This window comes from Methanimicrococcus blatticola (assembly GCF_004363215.1).
In the GTDB taxonomy this organism is placed as follows: Archaea; Halobacteriota; Methanosarcinia; order Methanosarcinales; family Methanosarcinaceae; genus Methanimicrococcus; species Methanimicrococcus blatticola.
Genome location: NZ_SNYS01000005.1, coordinates 283,338 through 304,045 on the forward strand (window position 1 = coordinate 283,338; position 20,708 = coordinate 304,045).

Annotated in this window: 22 protein-coding genes; 6 read left to right on the forward strand and 16 right to left on the reverse strand. The window is 42.7% G+C overall.

The window, feature by feature from the left end; all coding sequences use genetic code 11:
* Positions 1-149: 149 nt before the first annotated feature.
* The gene (locus C7391_RS08200) at positions 150-317 is read left to right on the forward strand and encodes a hypothetical protein (RefSeq protein WP_166627349.1); all 168 of its coding nucleotides are present in this window, start codon (positions 150-152) and stop codon (positions 315-317) included.
* Between the two features lie 135 nt (positions 318-452).
* Here C7391_RS08200 and C7391_RS01345 read toward each other — a convergent pair whose 3' ends face one another.
* The 4 genes from C7391_RS01345 to C7391_RS01360 all read right to left on the reverse strand — a co-directional run bounded on the left by C7391_RS01345 (position 453) and on the right by C7391_RS01360 (position 3,993).
* Entirely contained in the window at positions 453-1,280 is an 828-nt protein-coding gene (locus C7391_RS01345; RefSeq protein WP_133516739.1) for a hypothetical protein, read from the reverse strand.
* A 113-nt stretch (positions 1,281-1,393) separates the two neighbouring features.
* The gene (locus tag C7391_RS01350) at positions 1,394-1,591 is read right to left on the reverse strand and encodes a hypothetical protein (protein WP_133516740.1); all 198 of its coding nucleotides are present in this window, start codon (positions 1,589-1,591) and stop codon (positions 1,394-1,396) included.
* A 264-nt stretch (positions 1,592-1,855) separates the two neighbouring features.
* Positions 1,856-3,148: a (Fe-S)-binding protein gene (locus tag C7391_RS01355; protein ID WP_133516741.1), complete on the reverse strand. Its 1,293-nt coding sequence runs from the start codon at positions 3,146-3,148 to the stop codon at positions 1,856-1,858.
* Complete coding sequence (locus C7391_RS01360) at positions 3,148-3,993, reverse strand: respiratory nitrate reductase subunit gamma (RefSeq protein WP_133516742.1); 846 nt, start codon at positions 3,991-3,993, stop codon at positions 3,148-3,150. Before C7391_RS01360 ends, C7391_RS01355 begins: the two co-directional genes overlap by 1 nt.
* Before the next feature lie 491 nt (positions 3,994-4,484).
* Between C7391_RS01360 and C7391_RS01365 the strand changes: the two genes are divergently transcribed.
* Complete coding sequence (locus C7391_RS01365; RefSeq protein ID WP_223610941.1) at positions 4,485-5,423, forward strand: RNA methyltransferase; 939 nt, start codon at positions 4,485-4,487, stop codon at positions 5,421-5,423.
* A 218-nt stretch (positions 5,424-5,641) separates the two neighbouring features.
* A complete protein-coding gene (locus tag C7391_RS01370) occupies positions 5,642-5,953 on the forward strand; it encodes a hypothetical protein (RefSeq protein ID WP_133516743.1) in 312 nt (103 codons plus the stop codon).
* 53 nt (positions 5,954-6,006) lie between these two features.
* On the opposite strand, the gene C7391_RS01375 is transcribed toward C7391_RS01370, so the two are convergent.
* The 10 genes from C7391_RS01375 to C7391_RS01420 form a co-directional block, all read right to left on the reverse strand.
* Complete coding sequence (locus C7391_RS01375) at positions 6,007-6,972, reverse strand: polyprenyl synthetase family protein (RefSeq protein WP_133516744.1); 966 nt, start codon at positions 6,970-6,972, stop codon at positions 6,007-6,009.
* A gap of 107 nt (positions 6,973-7,079) precedes the next feature.
* Positions 7,080-8,423 carry an RNase J family beta-CASP ribonuclease gene (locus C7391_RS01380; protein ID WP_133516745.1) on the reverse strand — a complete coding sequence of 448 codons (1,344 nt, stop codon included), beginning with the start codon at positions 8,421-8,423 and terminating at the stop codon, positions 7,080-7,082.
* Between the two features lie 176 nt (positions 8,424-8,599).
* Positions 8,600-9,694, reverse strand: coding sequence for a type 2 isopentenyl-diphosphate Delta-isomerase (gene fni / locus C7391_RS01385; RefSeq protein WP_133516746.1), 1,095 nt, complete (start codon positions 9,692-9,694; stop codon positions 8,600-8,602).
* A gap of 230 nt (positions 9,695-9,924) precedes the next feature.
* Entirely contained in the window at positions 9,925-10,269 is a 345-nt protein-coding gene (locus C7391_RS01390) for a cupin domain-containing protein (RefSeq protein ID WP_223610943.1), read from the reverse strand.
* 119 nt (positions 10,270-10,388) lie between these two features.
* Complete coding sequence (locus C7391_RS01395) at positions 10,389-11,165, reverse strand: isopentenyl phosphate kinase (protein ID WP_133516747.1); 777 nt, start codon at positions 11,163-11,165, stop codon at positions 10,389-10,391.
* Between the two features lie 92 nt (positions 11,166-11,257).
* The gene (locus tag C7391_RS01400) at positions 11,258-12,169 is read right to left on the reverse strand and encodes a mevalonate kinase (RefSeq protein ID WP_133516748.1); all 912 of its coding nucleotides are present in this window, start codon (positions 12,167-12,169) and stop codon (positions 11,258-11,260) included.
* Between the two features lie 90 nt (positions 12,170-12,259).
* A complete protein-coding gene (locus tag C7391_RS01405) occupies positions 12,260-12,580 on the reverse strand; it encodes a hypothetical protein (RefSeq protein WP_133516749.1) in 321 nt (106 codons plus the stop codon).
* 243 nt (positions 12,581-12,823) lie between these two features.
* Positions 12,824-14,044, reverse strand: a complete 1,221-nt coding sequence (gene mutY, locus C7391_RS01410) for an A/G-specific adenine glycosylase (RefSeq protein WP_166627350.1) — start codon at positions 14,042-14,044, stop codon at positions 12,824-12,826.
* Positions 14,025-14,600 (reverse strand): DUF4240 domain-containing protein, encoded by a 576-nt coding sequence (locus C7391_RS01415; protein ID WP_133516751.1) that lies wholly within the window; start codon positions 14,598-14,600, stop codon positions 14,025-14,027. The genes mutY and C7391_RS01415 overlap by 20 nt, the downstream gene beginning before the upstream one ends.
* Before the next feature lie 199 nt (positions 14,601-14,799).
* Entirely contained in the window at positions 14,800-15,750 is a 951-nt protein-coding gene (locus C7391_RS01420) for a tetratricopeptide repeat protein (protein ID WP_133516752.1), read from the reverse strand.
* Positions 15,751-15,952: 202 nt separating this feature from the next.
* Between C7391_RS01420 and pyrH the strand changes: the two genes are divergently transcribed.
* From pyrH to amrB, 3 genes are all read left to right on the forward strand, one after another.
* The gene (gene pyrH, locus C7391_RS01425; RefSeq protein WP_133516753.1) at positions 15,953-16,648 is read left to right on the forward strand and encodes a UMP kinase; all 696 of its coding nucleotides are present in this window, start codon (positions 15,953-15,955) and stop codon (positions 16,646-16,648) included.
* 192 nt (positions 16,649-16,840) lie between these two features.
* Entirely contained in the window at positions 16,841-17,890 is a 1,050-nt protein-coding gene (locus tag C7391_RS01430) for a D-aminoacyl-tRNA deacylase (protein WP_133516754.1), read from the forward strand.
* 316 nt (positions 17,891-18,206) lie between these two features.
* Entirely contained in the window at positions 18,207-19,052 is an 846-nt protein-coding gene (amrB, locus tag C7391_RS01435) for an AmmeMemoRadiSam system protein B (RefSeq protein ID WP_133516755.1), read from the forward strand.
* A gap of 161 nt (positions 19,053-19,213) precedes the next feature.
* Here the strand turns inward: amrB and C7391_RS01440 are convergent, their stop codons facing one another.
* Entirely contained in the window at positions 19,214-19,501 is a 288-nt protein-coding gene (locus tag C7391_RS01440) for a hypothetical protein (RefSeq protein WP_133516756.1), read from the reverse strand.
* Between the two features lie 388 nt (positions 19,502-19,889).
* Positions 19,890-20,450, reverse strand: coding sequence for a homoserine kinase (gene thrB / locus C7391_RS01445; RefSeq protein WP_223610944.1), 561 nt, complete (start codon positions 20,448-20,450; stop codon positions 19,890-19,892).
* Positions 20,451-20,708 lie beyond the last annotated feature (258 nt).

Here is a 20,708-nt window from a genome sequence, read left to right on the forward strand (position 1 = left end):
TTATCTTTTTTCAACTTCTTCTGAAGTCATCATCAAATTGTTTCAGACCATATACCGCCTCTGCGTCTTTTTTAAGAAAAATATCCCCATTCGCTAACAACAGAAGACTCAAATAACTTTAGAATGTTTAGACATTCGGTGAATCAAACATGGGCTTATTCGATAAACTTGAAAAGAAAATTGACCAGAAAGTTGACCGTGAAGTAAGCAGCGCAAAATACAAAGCTGAAAGAAAGGTTGACAACGCGGTTGACAAAAAAATTGATGATACAAAAAAGGATGTTAAAAATTCCGTCAAAGAAGAATTGAAAAAATAATTCTTCTTTCTTATTCTATTCTCCCGAATTCAAAAAATAAATGAAGCATTCTTCGTTCATACACATTCAAAGTTAAGTCATTTGTTTCAGTTCAATTAAATAAAACATGACCGAACAGAGATTATTGTATAGTCTTCAAGAGTTTAAATTTACATCATATATGTATAGATTATATCTGGCCCAAGCAAGTTCAACGGTCATGTCTTCGTTTACATATAGATCATAAATTACTTCATCAGCTCTCGTCCCATCAGATGCTTCCGCCTTATAAATTAATCTCACATAACCTGTTTTTTCCCCTTCAAATTCCCATTTATGAATATTAAGATCACTATTTTGTGAAGAGTTGATTTCTTCGCCTACCATTTTCAGTATTCCTTCAGGAGTGTACCCCGATGGCGGCGCTCCTTCTTCTACTACCCATTTATTATTCGGATTGGAATACTCTTGAAACATAATATCAATAGTTTTGTTTTCTTTAATTGTTAATTCTGTTTCTAAAGGAGTATCAGGAGCTTTCAACTGATGAACTGAAATTATTTTCACATCGTTATCATTTTCATCAACATCCAATTGAGCAACAAATTGTTCTTTGATAGAATTATCCGACAAACTCAGAAGCTTAAAATCTACTTCAACCGTCCCATTTTTTCGGCCATAAAATTCCCATTGATGCGAACCGACAGTTGTCACATAGTCTGTTGATTCCGGTACAACTGCGTATAAATCTTCACAAAATACGATTCCTTTAGGTTTTTCTTCATATGTCCAATATTCTATTGCAGTATCTTCCGTGAGACCAAATCTCATAGATGCTGTCGGACCTACAACTTGAACCCACCTATATAATCTGGATGGATTTTCTTGTTCTTCTTCCGAATTTTGTTCATTCGTTAAGCAACCTGCAAAAAACGATGTTGTAATAATTATTATCATAAAAAATAAGTTTAATTTTTTTTGCATATTTTACCACCCCAATTTGCATTATAAGAATGAATATGATTTAATTGCAATAAATAAAAAAGTTTAAATTTTATGACTAATAAAGTCACAAAATTTTAACTTTTTGAATAATATTATAACATAAGTGGAGTAACCCCAAGTTTATCCATTACAGCTCCATTTGGTGTAAAAAGAGTGAAACCATCTTCATTGAATTCACCAGTTCCACCATGAAGAATTCCTACCAAGTAAGCTTTTCCATCACTTCTAATCACAAATATTGGAGACCCACTGACTCCGCCTGCAGAAATGTGAGGAGTAATTTTATCCAATGAATTATCCAATTAAATAATAATTTTACAGATATTTATATTAGTCTGAATATAAATTCGTATAGAAGAGATAATACATAATTACAATAGAAAATATGCATTTTTAGATAATATGTTTATAACATTTGCAGTTTTTGTTAACATAAAATAAATGAATCCGGATGCGACAGCAAAAGCTATTCAATTTACTAAAAAAGAAAGAGTAAAACGGTTTTTAAACCGTTTCACAAAATTGAATCAATAGATTAGATTAATTCAATAGATTTAATCTTTAACGTTACTCAAACCGAGTGCGCGGGCACTGATTTCAACAATATCTTCAATGATAATGTCAGCACGCGGGTTTTCTTCGGCCAAAAGGGCGTCGCGTCCGTCAGAGAGGTTTCTCTTACAGAACGGGCAGGCCTGAGCGAAAACGTTGGTTTGTGTTTTTTGTTCGCCTTCAGGGTAGAGAACTTCCATTGCATCGCCGACACGTGCTTTCGCGATAGAAAGCGCGAGTTCGGGCATACCTGCTTTGACACCGCCGCCGGCACCACAGCATCTCTGATAAGATCTGTTGCGGTCCATTTCAGCATATTCCATGCCGGGCATGCTCTGAAGAACTTTTCTGGGCTCTTCATAAACACCGACGTGGCGGCCGAGGTGGCACGGGTCGTGGTAGGTGACAATCTTATCTTCACCGTAGGGCTTCTGCTCCCATTTAACTTCGCCTGCTTCAATCTTTTCTGCAAGGAATTGGGAAACGTGCATCACTTTAAAGGGAGTTTCTTCGCCGAGAAGTCTGGGCCAGTCAACGAGAGAGGCTCTGAAACAGCCGGAGCAAGCGTAAAGAACGATTTTTGCGCCCTTTGCTTTAATTTTCTCAACATTGGACTGTGCAAGTCTCTTCGGGAGATTGTCTTCTTTAAAGTACTGACCGGTTCTGATCAAAACGGAACCGCAGCAGGCTTCTTCTTCGCCGAGTGTACAGAATTCAACACCGAGTTTGTTTAAAACACGTGCTGTTGAAACGGCGAGATTTGTCTGCTTCATACCGGCTGTACAGCCCATGAAGTAGAGAATGTCTGCTTTGTCAGCGATTTTAACATCATCGGGAATCCAGCTCAAGCGGTTTTCTTTCGGCTCATTGTAAGAGTTGAAAGTTTCGCTGATGATTTTGGGCATTGTGCCCTGTTTGCCGTACGGTCCTGTGCCTCTCATCACAAGGTTTGCGCGCATGGCTTCCCAGAGTTCGACAGTGTTGATACCGGCTTCACAAACCGTTGCGCAAATACCGCAGGTTGTACAGCCGTGAACATCGTCTTTGAATTCAACAAATTCTTCTTCCGGAATTTCTTTGGGACCGAAAAGGGTTGCCCGAAGACCGTAGGATTTGTCAACGAAGCGCTTCCAGCGGTAGACTTTGTCGCGCGGGGAAAGACCAGGTTTGAATCCGGAACCTTCGTAGGTCGGACACCATTCGGCACACTCACCGCAGCGCATACAGCCGTCAAGTTCCATGAGCTGGACAGCGGTTAAACGTGTCATCTTAAGTGACGGTTCTCTTCTTGCCATTAATGTTCGCCTCCTTTGTTAACGATCATTGTAAGCGGTGCCGTAATCATGTGGATGTACTTGCTGTACGGGATGAATGCGAAACCGACGAAGAGTGCAAGAACGCTGTGGGTTAATGCGATTTCCTGAACATAGGTCAAGAACGGAGATAAACCGCCGAGCGTCCAAATGAGATAATCGTAGAAAATGAAGTCGTATCCTGTAAAGTCAGTGATGCCGATTGCAATGTATCTGCCTGCGTGAGCGACAAAACCGGTCACGATGACGACAACCAATGTGACGAGCAAAATTGCGTCGTAAGAGTTGGTGTTTTCTCTGACTTTGGGGATAAAGAGTCTGCGTGCGACTGCGATAATCACACCGAGGAAAAGCAGGTAACCGAGCAATTGGTTCGGAAGCTGCAAGAATTCTCTGAAGATTTCAGGGTCGATAAAGTGAATGCCGACCATGTGAATAAGTTCAACTGAGAACATCAAACCGGAAAGTGAAAAGAGGCCCATCCAGCCGATGAAAATACACATGTGCATAAACCAGCGGAGCGGGTCTGCGCGTGCGGTTCTGCGTAAAAGCAGAACATCAAAAACCAATGTAACTAAAATGTTCTGTCCGTGGTGAACAGAATGCGCTCTGAGTTGTTTCCAATACGCTTTTAAGAAAACGACGATACTGCCGATAAATCCGTGTTTACCCTCTTCCGGATCAAGACCCCACGCGAGGGAACCCTGACCCCACTTGCGGACGTTAAAGTAAAGTCCGAGAACAAGAAGGAGGATAGCAAGGATGGAAGTGGTCATCATAACGACGAACGTAATCGAAACGCCGGAAATGCCTGAAAAATAATCCATTATTAATTCTCCATTTTATTTTTTGAAAGCAAATGACTTTTTGATGCCGGTTTGTTGCCGCCTTAACCATTCAAAAATGATTAATGATGACAATAAGAATCGACATCAACCAAACTAAACAATAATAATGATAGTGAACGATAGCGTTCAGTTTAACTGCCGGCCCGGTAAAAAGAATTCCGTAAACACAAACAGTCAGACGATTGTTATGTTCTACCAAGTCACCCCTCCCCCATTTAAAGAAGAAAATGACCCGAATCGACAAAGTCGGTAGAAGATATAGGCACTTTGTACCGATTATATTTAAATATTATCACTCAAAAGTTCGTCGAAACTCGGCGGAATATATTGAAAAGGACGAATCAGATTCATATTTTGTTGATGAACAATAATGAAGAAATTTCGAGAAGGACACGAAAATTTCATACTCCAAACAAGATTGACTTGATTGAAACAAAATAATAAAATAGCATCATCATTGTTTTGGCTGTATGTCCGGCAGCCCGACAGAACTGAATAAAGAAATAGAAACAAAAAAAGATGAAGCGACGATAGGAACCGAAATGATGACAGAAAATGAAGAAATCGGCGGTATTGAGAAATTCATCCCGAATCTTCGAATCGTCTTAGTGGAACCGCTTTATCAGGGAAATGTCGGATCTGTTTGCCGAATCATGAAAAATTTCGGATTTTTAGAACTTTATTTGGTCAACCCCTGCCCGCTAGAAGGTGAAGCACGCGCTATGTCATCTCACGCAATTGACGTGCTTCGGAATGCGAAAATCTGTGAAAGCATTGAAGAAGCGGTTGCGGGTTGTGATGTCATCATCGGCACGACCGGAATGCGCGCGCAGAAAGGATGCGACCATATTCGAACGCCTGCTTTGACACCCGGCGTTTTGCGCGAAAAAATGGAGGAATTTCACCCCGACACGAAGTTTGCAATTCTTTTCGGCCGCGAAGACATCGGCTTTACAAACGATGAACTTTCTTTTTGTTCCATGATTGCGACAATTCCGTCGTCTCACATTTATCCGGTGATGAATCTATCCCATGCCGTTGGTATTATGGTTTATGAACTCTCCGGCGCAAACTTAACTGGAAAATACAAAACCGTCGATTTCAAAGAATTCAATGCCATGTGCGCCCACTTCGGTGATGTTTTAGACGACATGGATTTTGATCCGTTGAAAAAAGAAAAAATGGCGCTCATGATGAAACGCATTTTCGCTCGCGCCGAATTAACGCCGTGTGAAGCCAAAACACTTCGCGGCATTTTCAGAAACATTCAATATCACGCCAAGAAATCCAAAGGCGAAGATGTCGGCAAATACCGCCGCGACATTGACAATCAATTTGAAAATGATGATTTTGAAGACGAATTTGATTTGGAGTTTGATGTTGATTTCGTTGATAAGATGACGGACTAAACAATTCGCCTGTTTTTGAAAAAACACCATTCTGTTTTCATTAAGTTTAATGAACCCGATTCAACCACCCGCTAATTTTCGATTCTGAACGAGGCGAAGCTGAGTGAAGAATCGGAAATTTGCGGATTCGCACCCAGCCGATACAGCAAAAATGAAAAACGCTTTTCAAAAAATACATGTTTCCAGCGGCAGTTTATGTTTTGTATTTTTTCTGCTGCATGCATCTGCTTTGCAGCGTTGCTTCCTGCTCTGCTTTGTTGCGTGCATCTGCTTTGCTGCGTGCATCTGCTTTGCTGCGTGCATCTGCTTTGCTGCGTGCATCTGCTTTGCTGCGTGCATCTGCTTTGCTGCGTGCATCCGCTCCTTCTTATCACACCCGTTCGCTTGCGCGAACGGACCGCTATTACCTGCCGTTCGCATTGCTGCTTGATGTTTGCTGCTGCTCGGCTGTTTGTTCGCCGTCTGCCGCTACGCCGCCGCGCGAGCTGCACAGACTTTTTCAAATATTCAAAAACCACCCATGTTTTTAAAAAAACAAAAAAAGGGATTCGATTGAATCATCAATTGAATCCTTAATCAATAATCAATAATCTCTGTAAAGCATATAATCGGCCATGTCTTTTAAAAGCTGCTTGGCCGGGCTGTCAGGCAAAACGTCGAGTTTGGCTTTGCCTTCTTCAACGAAACCGACGGCAAGGTCTTTGACGTATGCCAACGAACCGGAGTCGGTAAGAACCTGAATCGCTTCTTCAATATCTTCTTTTGTACCGCTGCCTTTTCCGAATGCGCGCGGAATGGCACCCTTTTCAGTGGCGTGAATCATGAGAAGCGTTCTTTTGCCTTCGAAAATGTCACTTCCCTGGCGTTTGCCGAGCACTTCTTCAGGCGTTGTCAAGTCCAAAACATCATCATAAATTTGGAAACCGAGGCCGGTCAAACGACCGAAATCATACATCGCCTGATCAACTTTGCTGTCCGCACCGCCGATAATCGCGCCGATTTGGGCGGCAGCACCGAATAAAATCGCGGTTTTCTTTTCAATCATTTCCAAATATTCTTCTGCGGAAACAGAATCGCGGTTTTCAAAGTCAATATCAAGCCATTGTCCTTCACAGACTTCAACGCATGTTTTGGAAAGAATGTTGGACGCTTTCAAAAGACGGGCGGGTTCGCTGTCCGCTTCTGTAATAATTTCAATTGCTTTGGAATAAAGCGTGTCTCCGGCCAAGATGCCGCCTGCTTCGCCCCAAACCGTGTGAACGGCCGGAAGACCGCGGCGAACGGGATCGTTGTCCATGATATCGTCATGAACCAACGTAAATGTGTGCATCAGTTCAACGGCAACGGCTGCGGGAACCGCGGTTTTGATGTCACCGCCGACTGCTTCAGCGCTTGCCAGCAAAACAGCCGGTCTGAGCCTTTTGCCGCCGGCTTTCACGATATGGCGGGAAGCTTCGTAAAGCCCCTCGGGTTTTTTAACGGGAAGCATTGTTTCAATTGCTTCGTCGACGGGAACAGATAATTTTTTAATTTCATCAACAACAGTCATTTACAAAACTCCAAAACAATATCAAAAATATAAAAAATATTAAAAATTTAAATTTTAACTTTTAATTTTTAAAATTTTAAAAAATATTGAAAATAATATCAAAAAGATTAGGGTTCGAGGAAAAGAATCTCCCCGTTTCTGAGCAAGTGAACCGTTTCACCAAGAACGTAACCCGCATCTTCCGCCATTTCAATGTAAGCGCTGTGCATTGCCAAGTCGCCGTGTGCCGGAATAACGTGTGTCGGCTGAACCATTCTGAGCATTTCCCAGTGGTCTTCACGGTAGGCGTGGCCGGAAACGTGAACGTCGTCATAAATTCTTGCGCCGCGCATCTTCAATTTGGTTTCAAGCGCATAGCGGTTGGCGCGTGTCATCGGACTCGGAATAATATTGGCCGAGAAGATAATGCGGTCACCGGATTCTACCTTAAAAGGCGTTTCGCCGTTGGAAATTCTGACCAAAATGGAACCGGGTTCTCCCTGGTGACCGGTCACGACAGGCAAATACTTTTCCTTGCCGTCTTCCATAATCTTTTTGAGTGCTTTGTCGACATCTTTTCTCTGACCGTAAATTTCAACGTCGTCGGGAAGCGTAATGTACCCCAAATCGTGTGCCGCAAGCAAGTATTTTTCCATAGAACGTCCCATGAAAACCGGAATACGTCCCATTTCTTCAGCGATTTCAATAATCGCATTCAAACGAGCAATGTGAGAAGCAAAAGTTGTGACAATCATACCGACATGAGATTCTTCGGTTCCCAAAAGAACATCGCGAAGCATTTCTTTGGCGATTGTTTCAGACGGCGTTTTACCGGAACGGGCACTGTTGGTGGTTTCGGTAATCATTGCCAAGACACCGTCCTGACCGATCTTTTTGAGAACATCGAAGTCAGGAGATTCACCGAGTGTCGGCGCGCGGTCCAGTTTAAAGTCGCAAGCGTACATCACAGAGCCGTAAGGCGTGTGAATAACGGCGATAACACTGTCAACAATGCTGTGCGGGATGCTGATAAATTCAACGCTGATATCTTCTGTGATTTCATATGTGCCGCCGGCTTTGAGCGCGATGAGCGGGTTGTTGACTTTGAATTTCTTCTCTTCATCAATCTGTTGGCGGATGAGCGCGGTGGTGTACGGTGTTGAAATAATCGGAGCGTTGTAGCGGTGCGCCAATTTCGGGATCGCGCCGATGTGGTCCAAGTGTCCGTGCGTACAAACGATTGCGCGAACGGTACCGTTCACGTCTCTCATAATTGTGTCGTCCGGAATGGCACCCATGTCGATTAATTCAAGAGAGTGCATGCGGTCGATTTCCGCGTCTTCGTGGATCTGGACACGGTCTAAGCGGATGCCCATATCCAAAATAATAATATCTTCGCCGACAACAACGGCCGTCATGTTACGGCCCATTTCATTATAACCGCCTACGGCGACAATTCCTATATCTTCCATTTTTATAGATTCCTTTGTATTTTGATATGTTTTTTATTTTTTAATTAATTTTTAATTTTTTAATAAATTTTGAATTAAAATTCAATTGAACTTTAATTGATTGATTTCCTTTAAAACATGAATTCCTATGAATTCGAATAAGGGATGACTGTAATGTACCGAAATCGGTTTTTCACTTAAAGAATTTCCTTGTTGGCGTAATCGCCGACATTGAATCCGCGGCTTGTCAAATAATCGCGCGTGCTGCCTGTAACGACTGCCGCCGTATGAGAAAGCGCCTTGATGTCAGCGCAGCCGGTCAAAAACATGGAGGCTTTCAATTCCTGCTCCATCAAACGAAGCGCATCAGCGACCGCGTCGGTGCCGTCAAACGCCGGACCGACAAAAGGCAATGCTGCGCCTGCTGCTGCCGCGCCGAGCGCAACGGACTTAGCGATATCAACGCCCGTTCGCACGCCGCCGGTTGCAATGACCGGAACCGCGACTTTACATTCAATTAAACTGGAAACGGTCGGAATGCCGAAGTCCCAAAAGAGTTCGCCCAAATGTTCTCCGAGTTTATCTTTATCCATACGGGCACGGTAAACTTCGACGCCGGACCAGCTCGTTCCGCCGGCACCGCCGACATCTATCGCGCTGACACCCGCTTTTTTCAGCAAAAGAGCGTCTTCGCGGGAAATGCCCGCGCCGGTTTCTTTGGCAATGACCGGAACATCGGCTGCGGCGCAGATTTTTTCAATCATTTCCAAGCAGCCGCTTGCATCGATATCGCCTTCGGGCTGAATCGCTTCCTGTAAGAAATTTAAATGAATCGCAATCGCGTCCGCGTCAATCATAGACACCAAAGAATTAACACCGTCGGTGCCGTATTCTTTAATCTGAGCCGCGCCGATATTTCCGTAAACGAATGTGTTCGGCGCTTTTTCGCGGACAATTTTAAAAGAATCTGTCTGTTTGGGGTCGTCAATGGCTGCTCTTTGGCTGCCGACACCGATACCGACGCCGACTTTTTCGGCAGCTTCTGCAAGCGCCGCGTTAATTTTTGTCGTTTCGGGGTGTCCGCCCGTAATGGATGCAATCAAAAAAGGAAAAGCTAATTTTTTACCGAAGAAATCGACGGACATATCAATATCATGCATAGAAATTTCAGGAAGCGCGCGATGAACCAAAGTCACATCTTCAAAACCGGCGCTCACCTTGCGTGATTCAACATGGCATCGGGCACAAAGTTCCAGATGCTCTATTTTTCTGCGTGATGTTTCATGTTCCATTTTTATACTCCGGATGTCACCCGTAAATCGGGATTAAAATTTTCCTAAATTGAATTTTCCATTTATTAAGACTGATTTCTTGAATTACCTACTCGGTAATAGTATATAAATAATTCACAGAAGAGACGGAATAATTGTCGTTCCTGCATACAAACAGTCAAAAATTCGAACCTTTTTTTCTTATTTTTGAAAAAAATGTTGAAAAGAGAAAAGAGAATAGAAAAAAGAAATTATTCTCTGATCATTGTCAACAGCATTTTAAATTTTTCAACCGCGAGAAGCGCGTGCGAAATATTGGCCGGCATAATAATCGTTTGCCCTTTTTGAAGCAGAACGGATTCGCCGCCGATTGTGATTTGAGCCTGCCCGTCCAATATTTGAACAACAGCGTCAAACGGTGCCGTGTGTTCGCTCAACCCCTGTCCTTTATCAAAAGAAAACAGAGTAATGTTGCCCGAATTATTTTTGATGACCTGTTTACTGATAACGCCGCCCACCGAATATTCAACCATGTCGGCAAGATCCAAAATGACGCCTTTTTTGAAAACATTTTCAGCCATTACAATTTCAGCCATAATTAGTCCTCCTATTTAACATAAACAATGAAATAATCATTCAATCATTCGGATAATCAGAAACGGTCAAACACCGTAAACCCTTACAATCAACCAACAGTTGTTTTTACAGTCAACCGTCAGTCGTTCTTACAAATAACCGTCCCGACGGTTTCGCCCTTCAAATAAGCGGCGACGCTCCCCGGTGTATTCGCGTTAAAAATACAAGACTCGATGCCTGTTTTTTCAGCAAGATCCAAAATTTCCGATACTTTACCGAGCATGCCGCCTGTTACGTCTGTTCCTGCCGAGCCGCCGATATGCTGCTTGACGGAATCAAAAGTTTTCGGCGTAATTTTCGGAATCGTTTGACCGTTTGAATCCAAAACGCCATCCGTTGCCGAGCCGAGTCCGACACGTTTGGCGTGAAGCGCTGCCGCGACGTATGGCAAAGATTGGTCGCCCGACAAAATGCAGGTGCCGCGTTTCGTGTCCATGCAAACGTCGCCGTGCAACACCGGAACCAAATCGTGTTTGAGCATTTCGGCAATCTGATCGGTGTAAAGGAAAGTCAGGCGCCCGTCTTCGCAAAGTGAAAACGAAAGCGGATTGAGCGGAACCGCCGGAATGCCTTCCGCTCTTAAATTTTGAACAATCATTTCATTGAGTTCACGAACGGAATCATGTGTTTTCAGTAAGCCTTCTTTATGAAAACCTTTATCCAATCCGTATTCTTTGGCATAAACGTGCCCGAAAGAACCGGCACCGTGAACAATGACCAATTTGCCGGAAAAACCGGCGATTTCTTTGGCAATCCGCTCCATTTCATCCGCTTTTGCGGACCCTTCAGACGCGTTTTTATCTGTCACGGCGCTGCCGCCGACTTTGAGAACCGTAATGTCGGAATTTGAAGTCATGTTTTTTCCTGTGAAAATGAATGGTAATGATGAATGGTAATGATGAATGGTAATGATGAATGGTAATTGATTGAACGAATGAATAAAAAATATTATTTGGATTCGATACGAACGCCCGCGTTAGAAGTTCGGCAAATAAATGAGTCGCCGCCGGCGCGTTTAATGGCATGTGCGACGCGTGAGAGATTTTTGTGTTCGCAAAGCGCAATCATGCAGCCGCCGCCGCCCGCGCCTGTGATTTTTGATCCGAGCGCTCCTGCTTTCCGGGAAGCGTAAACCAATTCGGAAAGCTCTTTTGAGCCGACACCGATTGAATCAAGCAATCCCTGATTGATATTCATCAATTCGCCGACGGTATGGAAATCGCCTTCTTGAATAAAATCAATACCGGTTTCTGAAATCGTGCTGATGGTATCCATTATTTGCCCGATGGTTGCCGGGTGTCTTTCCCGAAGTGCCGCCACGTTTGACACAATTTTGCGCGTCGATGAGAATTTTCCGGTGTTTCCGATAACGATAAGCATATCATAAAAGCCGAGTTTCTTGCGGTCCGGAATTTGAACCATGCCGCCGAACGTTGAAACAAATGTATCTGTCGGGCTGGCGCGTCCCTGAACCTCCGTTTCGACTTGGTGTCCCATGACAGCAATGTCTTCAAGCGTCAAATTTGTTTCATAATAAGCATCCAGCGCTTTGATTGTCGCAATCGTCACCGCCGCTGACGACCCAAGACCCGAGCCGACCGGAATATCGGAGTGGATGTCAATATTAACGCCGGTGACATCCGTTAATCCTTTGAATTTTTCAACGACATAATAAATATAGGGATGTTTGCGCGGATTGAGGTCAATGCTGCCGCCCGGCCCTTTCATTTGAATGGTCGGTGCTTCTTCAACAGTCACATGTGCACGCAAATCAATCGCGCAGGCAATTGCCGTTTTACCGTAAACGACAGCGTGTTCACCGAATAAGAAAATCTTGCCGGGCGCAGAACTTGTAATCATTTGTATAACACCGTAAAAATACCGATTTAAAAAGATAATGCTGACTTGAAAGAGTATTGTAACTTAATTTATAAATTCATTCCCCGAATTTCAAAAAAACGAAGCGATTTTTTCAGATATGGAAAAAGTGGCGCGACAGTGACGAAACGCGGCGGCGACAGCAATGAAAGCGGCGGCGGCAGTAGAATAGGTAACAGCAACAGAGCAGGCAACAGCAATAGAGCAGGCAACAGCGACAAAGAAGGTAACAGCGAGATATGATAGAGTGGCGAAATTGGAAACAGTACGGTAGCAGCAGCACGTTCGCGTAAGCGAACGGATGTGATAAAAAGAAGCAAATACACACAGCAAAGCAGATACACGCAGCAAAGCAGATGCATGCAGCAAAGCAGACACTGCCAGCAGCAACATGAATGCTCACAGCATTGCAGACGCAGACCACAAAGCAGACACAGGAGAAGATTACGCTTTTTTTGGAAAGCGGTTTCTCATTTTTGCTGTATCGGCTGAGTACGAATCCGCAAATTTCCGATTTTTCATTCCGCTTCGCTCCATTCAAGATCGAAAATTAGCGGGCGGTTGAATGGGGTTTTAATATTTTTCCAAAACATGCGTTTGGCTTCAAACCAAAAAAAAGAATCATCAAAATAAAAATTAATCAAATTGAGAAAGTGTTTTTACGACAACCGACACGGATTTTTGAGAACGTTTAGAACCTGATGTTTTCTTGGGTTGATTTTTCTGTTTATTTTGGGATTGATTTGGCGAATCATCGGGTTCCATCGCTTTAATTACTTTTTTCATCAAAGTTGAAAACGGATAATCTTTGAAATTGTCTTTCAAAACGAATTGGCCGTTTTTTACAAAAGACATGAATTCCTGATCGGTCATCGCTTCCAGACTGATTTGAGTTTTGTAAATTTCAAGCGTCAAATTGATGTGCGTAAAAACGTGCTTGACACTTTTTCCTGCGTCAACCCAATCTGTTTTTTGAAACGGGAAAGGTATTTTATGAATTTGATCACTGCTGCCTTCTGCCGCTTCCCACGGAAATTCCGTCAAACCGTGAAGCAAGCCTTTTTCCGACCTTTTTTGAATAAAAATAGCGCCGTTCTCATTTTCAATCCAAAACAGTTTACCGGATTTGTTGATTTTTTGAAGCTTTTCAATCTTCGGAATTTCATCAATCAACCCGAGCGCGCGCGCAACACAGTCCGTTCCAAAAGGACAGTCGCCGCAAATCGGGTTTTTCGGCGTACAAACCGTTGCGCCGAGATCCATAATTGCGGAAGTATAATCGGCGGCGCGTTTTTCAGACATTAACTCCTGCGCCTTCTTTTGAATATCGGGTAAACTGACGGCGGTGCTTTCTTGAATTCCGTAAAGGCGGGAAATAACGCGGATGACGTTGCCGTCAACTACCGCCTCCCGCTTGTCAAAAGCGAGCGATGAAATGCTGGCCGCCGTGTACGGGCCGATTCCGGGAAGCTTCAGCAGCTCGGAATACGTTTCGGGAAAACGGCCGCCGCAATTGTCGGTCAAATATTTGGCGCATTCATGCAATTTTCGGGCGCGCGTGTAGTAGCCGAGCCCCTGCCACATCAGCAAAACATCTTCGATATCAGCATTCGCGAGCGATTGAATGTCAGGAAATTTATCCATGAAACGGTAAAAATAAGGAATGACGGTTTTCACCGTCGTTTGCTGAAGCATGATTTCGGCAATCCAAACCATGTACGGATTCGGATGAGCACCGCGAACACGCCATGGCAGATCACGCCCGTTTCGGTCATACCAGTCCAGAAGCGCAGAAGACAAAGCGGCTCTTTTTGCATATTCAGCCGATTCGTTTTTTTCAATAGAAGGGGTCTTCATAATATCTTTCAAATAATTTCGGGCAAATCGCTTCCAATGTTTTCGGATCGTCTTCATCCCAAGTTAATTCAATTTCCAAGATGGAAAAATTGTCTTCAAAGGTTTCCAAAACGTCATAGAAATCGTCTTTGCCGGTTGCTTCTTCATAAGCGTCCAGTGTCGCGTAAAGGATTTCTTCATTTTCAGGAAAATCCGACTCATCGATTTCGCTGAAAACATCAATTAATGAGTCCGGATTTTCAAGCGCGTTTTCATAAACGTCACGCCCTTTTGAAATCAGCCAGGCGCGGAAATAATCAAAACCGTCATCTGAGCAACCGCCGCAGACAATGTATGCCGCCGCCCATAAATCGGAATTGTAAGACATCTCCAAATGCTTGTCCAACTGATAATCAAAGCCGAAAATCTCATCAACCGTCATTTCAGAAAGCTGCCCGACCAAATTATCCAATTGATCCTGCGGGTCATCCGCTTTTGAAAGATTGATGATTTCCCAGAACTTATCTTCGTCCATTAAATTTTCACGCGAGCCGCGCATCGGTTTTCCGGAAGACATTTTATTTCCCCATGTTAGAAATGAATAGAAATTATCGAATAGAAATTATCCCATATGAGATTAATAAATGATAATAAATGATAATAAATGATAATAAATGAATAATCTCAATGAGATAATCCCATGAGATTTACCCCAATGAGATAACAGATGAGATTACCCCAATGACAACAAATGAGATAATCTCAAATTAGAAAAATTATTGTTCAACCGCTCCGACGGCATCTTTGATTTCGGAAGCACTTGACTCCAATATTTTTTGGAAATCCGCGTCGTTGTGCAAAGATTCATAATCTAAATCTTCTCTTGCCCATTCGCGCGCTTCGGGATTGGCATTAATTGCCTTTTGAAGATACTTCAAGCTTTCCTTCTTTTGTCCGACGACTGCGAAAATGCCGCCGATTCTGAACCAGGAGTCCGGCAGATCGGGAATTAATTTGATTGTGTTGTTAAACGCTTCTTTGGCATCTTCAGTTTTGCCGGTTCTCAAAAGCAAATGCGCTTTGTCATACCAGGCTTCTTTGCTTTTCGGGTCAATCTGAATGACGACATCAAAAGCGGCAATGGCTTCATCGTAGAGTTCCAATTGCACCAAAGCAAGCGCCTTGTTGTAAGCGGCACTGAAATTGTTTCTGTCTTTTTCAAGGATCTTGTCATACACTTTGACGGCTTCATCATATTCTTTCAATTGAAGAAGCGCCGTTGCTTTGTTGTAAACGGCATCAATATTTTCACCGTCGGTTTCAATGGCTTTGTTGTAGCTTTCAACAGCCTCGCGGAATAAACCGAGTTCGGATTGGATAACGCCTTTGTTGTAGTAAGCGTCACTGTCATTGGGATTGAATTTCACAGCAGTGTCGTAAGCGTCCATTGCTTCATAGAATCGGCTGAGCCCGTGAAGGGTCAATGCTTTGTTGTACCAGAGATCACCGTTTTCAGGGTCTTCGGCAAGGAGACCGTCGTAATATTCAAGTGCTTTTTCACGCTCGGAAAGCTGGTGAAGCAGAATCCCTTGATCGGATCCCCCTCCCGCATTTTCGTCAGAAACCGGATCAGTGCGGCCACAGCCGCTGCAGCCGGCACACCCGGATTCTTCCGCTGAAAAATCATCTTCCATGTTTTGATATTCCGAATTTTCGTTGTCTGCCATATATTATTCCTCTCAATTTTAATTAAAAATAATTGACTTTTGATTCAAAGAACAAATGTAACCTTTTAACCCTTTTCCCTAAAATTGTTCACACCAGGTATTCAATTTTTGAAACAGGACGATAAATTTAAAGACAAGTTTACTTATTTGTTCACTATTTGCAGTTATATTTAATTTTAATCGATTATCAGGAAAGAAATTCATGTTTATTGTAATGTCCCTCGGCGGTTCGATTTTGGCAGGCGATTTAGATGCTGCCCGTTTTAAAACATATGCGGAAACAATAACAAAAATCGCGGAAAAACACAAACTTCTTCTCGTCGTCGGCGGCGGCGTTTACGCGCGCAGATATATTGAAGCGGCACGCGACATCGGCGCGGATGAAGTGACCGGCGACTTTATCGGAATTGATGTAACGCGCATCAACGCCAAACTTTTGATTTCCGCGCTCGGCAAATCCGCTTACCCCGAAGTGCCGACAAATTATAATGAAGCCGCCGTTGCCGCCGAATCCGGAAAAATTGTCGTGATGGGAGGCGTTCTCCCCGGGCAAACAACCGACGCTGTTTCCGCTGCGCTTTCGGAATATCTCGGCGCGGACCTTTTCTTGATTCCGACATCTGTTGACGGCATTTATTCTGCCGACCCGAATGTTGACAAAAACGCCGTGAAATTCAAAACAATGACAAGTGCCGACCTTGTTAAAATGTCGGGCGAAACGTCATTGAAAGCCGGTTCCAAATCCCCGATTGATCCGATTGCCTGCAAATTAATTGAAAGAGGCGGCATCAGAACAATTGTTTTGGACGGCAGAAACCCCGAAAACATTTTTAAGATTATTGAAGCTGAAGAAAAAGGGCCTCAGAAAGAATGTGACGGAACGATTATTACCCCTTAATTTTCTTTTTTGTTCGCGCTGCCGCCGCGTGCGAGCAGCACCCCTTTTTTAATTATTACAAAAAAAAGCTTTTTTCATCAATTATTATAAATCTCACGCAGATTGCTCGCCAAAAATGTAAACCTCAATTCGTTATTTTTTTATTTCATGACAGATTCAAGTTTATTTTAAATTCAATGATAAAGTGATGAAATGTCTGAAAAACAAAAAACAATTACATTGATGTGCTGTCTTCCGGATTTGGCGAGCGTCAACATCAAAGACCGTCTTCTTGAACAGGAATCATGGATAAAAAGAGAAACGCCGCCGATTGAAAAAATGAAAGAAGCGTTGGAGAAATATCCGCTCTCAACTTCCGTTTTATACACGGAAGACAAAGGAAAAGAACTCTCGAATCTGTTCACCGAAGTTTACGAATTGGAAAAAGGAAAAACACTTTTTCGAATGATTTACATTGACGGCAGAACAATTTTTCAGGATTATTTGGACAAAAGGCTTGAATTTTTAGGCTATGAAAGCGATTTGATTGTCTTTTTATCCAAACACAAAAGCCAAAGCGAAACAAAAGCGCTCACCGCTCACGTGTCCGGAAATTATGCCGACGCGGATTACGGCGGACTGCCGCAATCCCTGCCTGTTCCCGCGCCGCTTGAAATGAAAAAACTTCTTTTGGTGATGGACAGGCTGAACAATGAAACAGGACTCGGCTATGACGTGACTTTTGAAGTAACACATCACGGCCCGACGGAAATTAAAACGCCTTCTTTGTTTGTTGAAATCGGCAGCACGGAGAAAGAGTGGATTGATCCTGCCCCGGGCACCGTTGTCGCCAAGGCCGTTCTTTCATTGGCAGAGCCCGATGATGTCAATGCCGCTGATGAAAGAACAGCGCAGGAAGCAAAACTTCTGGAAGACAATACCGTCACCGTTGCATTCGGCGGCGGTCATTACGGCGACCGCCAAACCGTCAGTTTGTTCCGGACAAAACTTGCGTACGGACACATGTTTCCGAAATACCAATTGGAAACGATTACAGAAGAAGTTATTTTAAAAGCATTTGAAAGAACGGGCGCAAAATTGGCATTTTTTGACAAAAAATCCATGCGCGGTCCGGACAGACGTCGTGTTGCGGAAATTTTGGAAAAAAATCAGATTCCGATTATAAATGACAAAGATACCGTTGCTGAATACGGTGTCGGTTTTAATTTGAGGGAAAAAGAAAACGGAAGCGAAGAGGAATAAAATCTGCTTCCCATATTCTTCATTTTTCTTAATTTTTGTCTTTATTGTTTCTTTATGTTTTTTATTTTTACCGGCACTTTTTCATTTATTTTTTTCATTTTTTGTTTTTAAAGAATCCGTGATTTTTGCATTAGATGAGCGGGATTTAGATAGCAGAAGAGGCTGACGAAACATATATAATATTTTAAATATTATTTTAAGTTGTATTTAATTCGTTTTTGTTTAAAATGAATTAAAAATTATAAAGAAGAAGTTACCGACCGATACTAAAAACATAAAAATAAAAACATTACTCACAATTATTGGAGGAAAACGTATGAGAGAACCGGTTGTCTCCGGACTTTTTTACAGTCCCGATAAAGACGGATTGAGCAAAGAATTGGATTATTTATCAACGGAAGCGAAAAACAAAGCCAAATATTCCGATAAAACAATCGGTGTGATCAGCCCGCACGCAGGATATATTTTCTCCGGAAAAACGGCGGCCGCCGCGATTGATTCGATTATGGAAGCAGACGTTTACATTATTATCGGCTCCAACCACACCGGACTCGGTGAAGCACTTGCGTTCTCGCAAGAAACTTGGAAAACGCCGCTCGGAGAAGTTGAGACTGACAAAATGCTGGCGCGCTATTTTGACGGCACTTGGATTGTTCAAAGTGAAGAAGCGCATGTCAGAGAACATTCTGTTGAAGTGATCGTTCCGTTTTTGCAGCATAAAATGAGAGATAAGCCGTTTAAAATCTTCCCGATTGTGATGGGAGACCAGAATAAAGCGGCGGCTGAGGCTATCGCGGAAGTGTTAATTCCGATTATGAAAGAAGAAGTTTACATTAAAAAGGACAATTATGAAGAAAAATTAAAAATCGCGATTGTCGCGTCCAGCGATTTCTCCCATTATGTTCCCGAGGAATTTGCCAAAGAACATGACGAGGCGATTATTAACAGAATTAAAACCTTGAATGTGGACGAATTTTATGATTTTATCGACAAATACGACTCAACCATCTGCGGTTACGGCCCGATTGCCGTTTTAATGATGGTTGCAAACGCAATCGGCGCAAATTCCGAACTTTTAGAATACAGAACCAGCAACGAAGAAAGAGAAGCCCGTGAAGCCGAAGTTGTCGGCTACGCGGCAATGACTTTCACGAAACAATAAGTGCCACCTCCGGCACTCTTTTTTCTTTTTTGAATTCGTCGCACAGGATTAAACAGCGGCCACTGCTCGCGCGAACGCGTCAACTTTTGATATTTATTTCAACCAGACGTTCTTTTTTGAGAAATTAAAATAAAAACAGGATGTGTTTAAAAAGAATAAACTTAGAGCAACAGTAGACATCGCGCGCGGCAGGGCAGAAAACGGAAACGGTAAGGCAGCAACGGCACAGCAACGGCAAGGTAGCAACAGCACGGCAACGGCAAGGTAGCAACGGCACGGCAACGGCAAGGTAGCAACGGCACGGCAACGGCAAGGTAGCAACAGCACGGCAATGGCAAGGTAGCGGCGGCACGTTCGCGTAAGCGAACGGATACGATAAAAATGAGCAGATGCACATAGCAAAGCAGATACATGTAACAAAGCAGATACAGGCAACAGAGCAGATACACGCAGCAAAGCACGATACACACAGCAGAAGCAAATGGCCTCGGCAAAACAAATACAACACAGTAAAGCAAATGAACGCAGCAAAACAAATTCAACACAGTAAAGCAATTTGATTTAAAAACTGTTTTTCAATTTTGCTGTATCGGATGAGTACGAATCCGCAAATTTCCATTTCACTCTCCGCTTTGCTCCGAGCGAAATGAAAATTAGCGGGCGGTTGTATTGGATTTAATTTATTTTAATCAACATTGAACATCCTCTTTTTTCAATTTTGTGAAAAACGGAACGCCGATTAAAATCAAAAAATGAAAGAAAAATATTACAAAATTTTGCAGGCGTTCGGGTTTTATTTTTAAGAAAAAAGATGTTCGGTTTAATCCAAAATCCAACTTATTTTTGAAGATTTTCGGCGATTTCGGTGACAAGCTCTTCAATTGTTTTGCCGTCGCCTGAAACGGTAATATCGGCATATTTTTCATAGAGTGGACGACGCTCTTCGTAGAGATTCTCCAGGCTTTGCCCTTCTTTTAACGCGATGCCGCGCGTTGAAATGTTTTGAATGCGGCGCATGATTTCAGGGAAAGTGACGTCGAGAAAAACAATGATTCCGATATCTTTTAAATGCGCCATTGATTTTTCACCGTAAACGACGCTGCCACCGGTTGAAATCACACATTTTGAGACTTGGATTTGAGAAATTATTTTTTCTTCAATTTCAATAAAACCCGAAAAACCGGCGGAATCGGCAAGATCTTGAAGAAGCATTCCCTCTTGTTGCTGAATCAAAAGATCCGTGTCCATAAAAGAAAGACCGAGCGACTTTGCAAGTAATATGCCTGACGTGCTTTTGCCCGAGCCGGGCATACCGATGAGAATGATATTGTCCATTTTTCTCATTTTGTCCATTTCTTTCATTTTGTCCATTTCTTTCATTTTGTCCATTTTTCTCATTTTGTTATTTCGTTTTGTCCATTTCTTTCATCCCGAAAGAAGCAAAAACCGTCATAATTTTTCAACTGCGGAATAAATGATTTTTTCATTAATAAATTTATCCGAATGCGGAGACCTATTTAGAATATATATTCTACGAAAATAAGATTTATAATATATCCGAGAATTTTCCATTCATTCTTCTTAAAAAAACAAATTAAAAAACAAATTAAAAAAACGGATTATTTATTCGAAATAATTTATTCGAAATTTGGATAC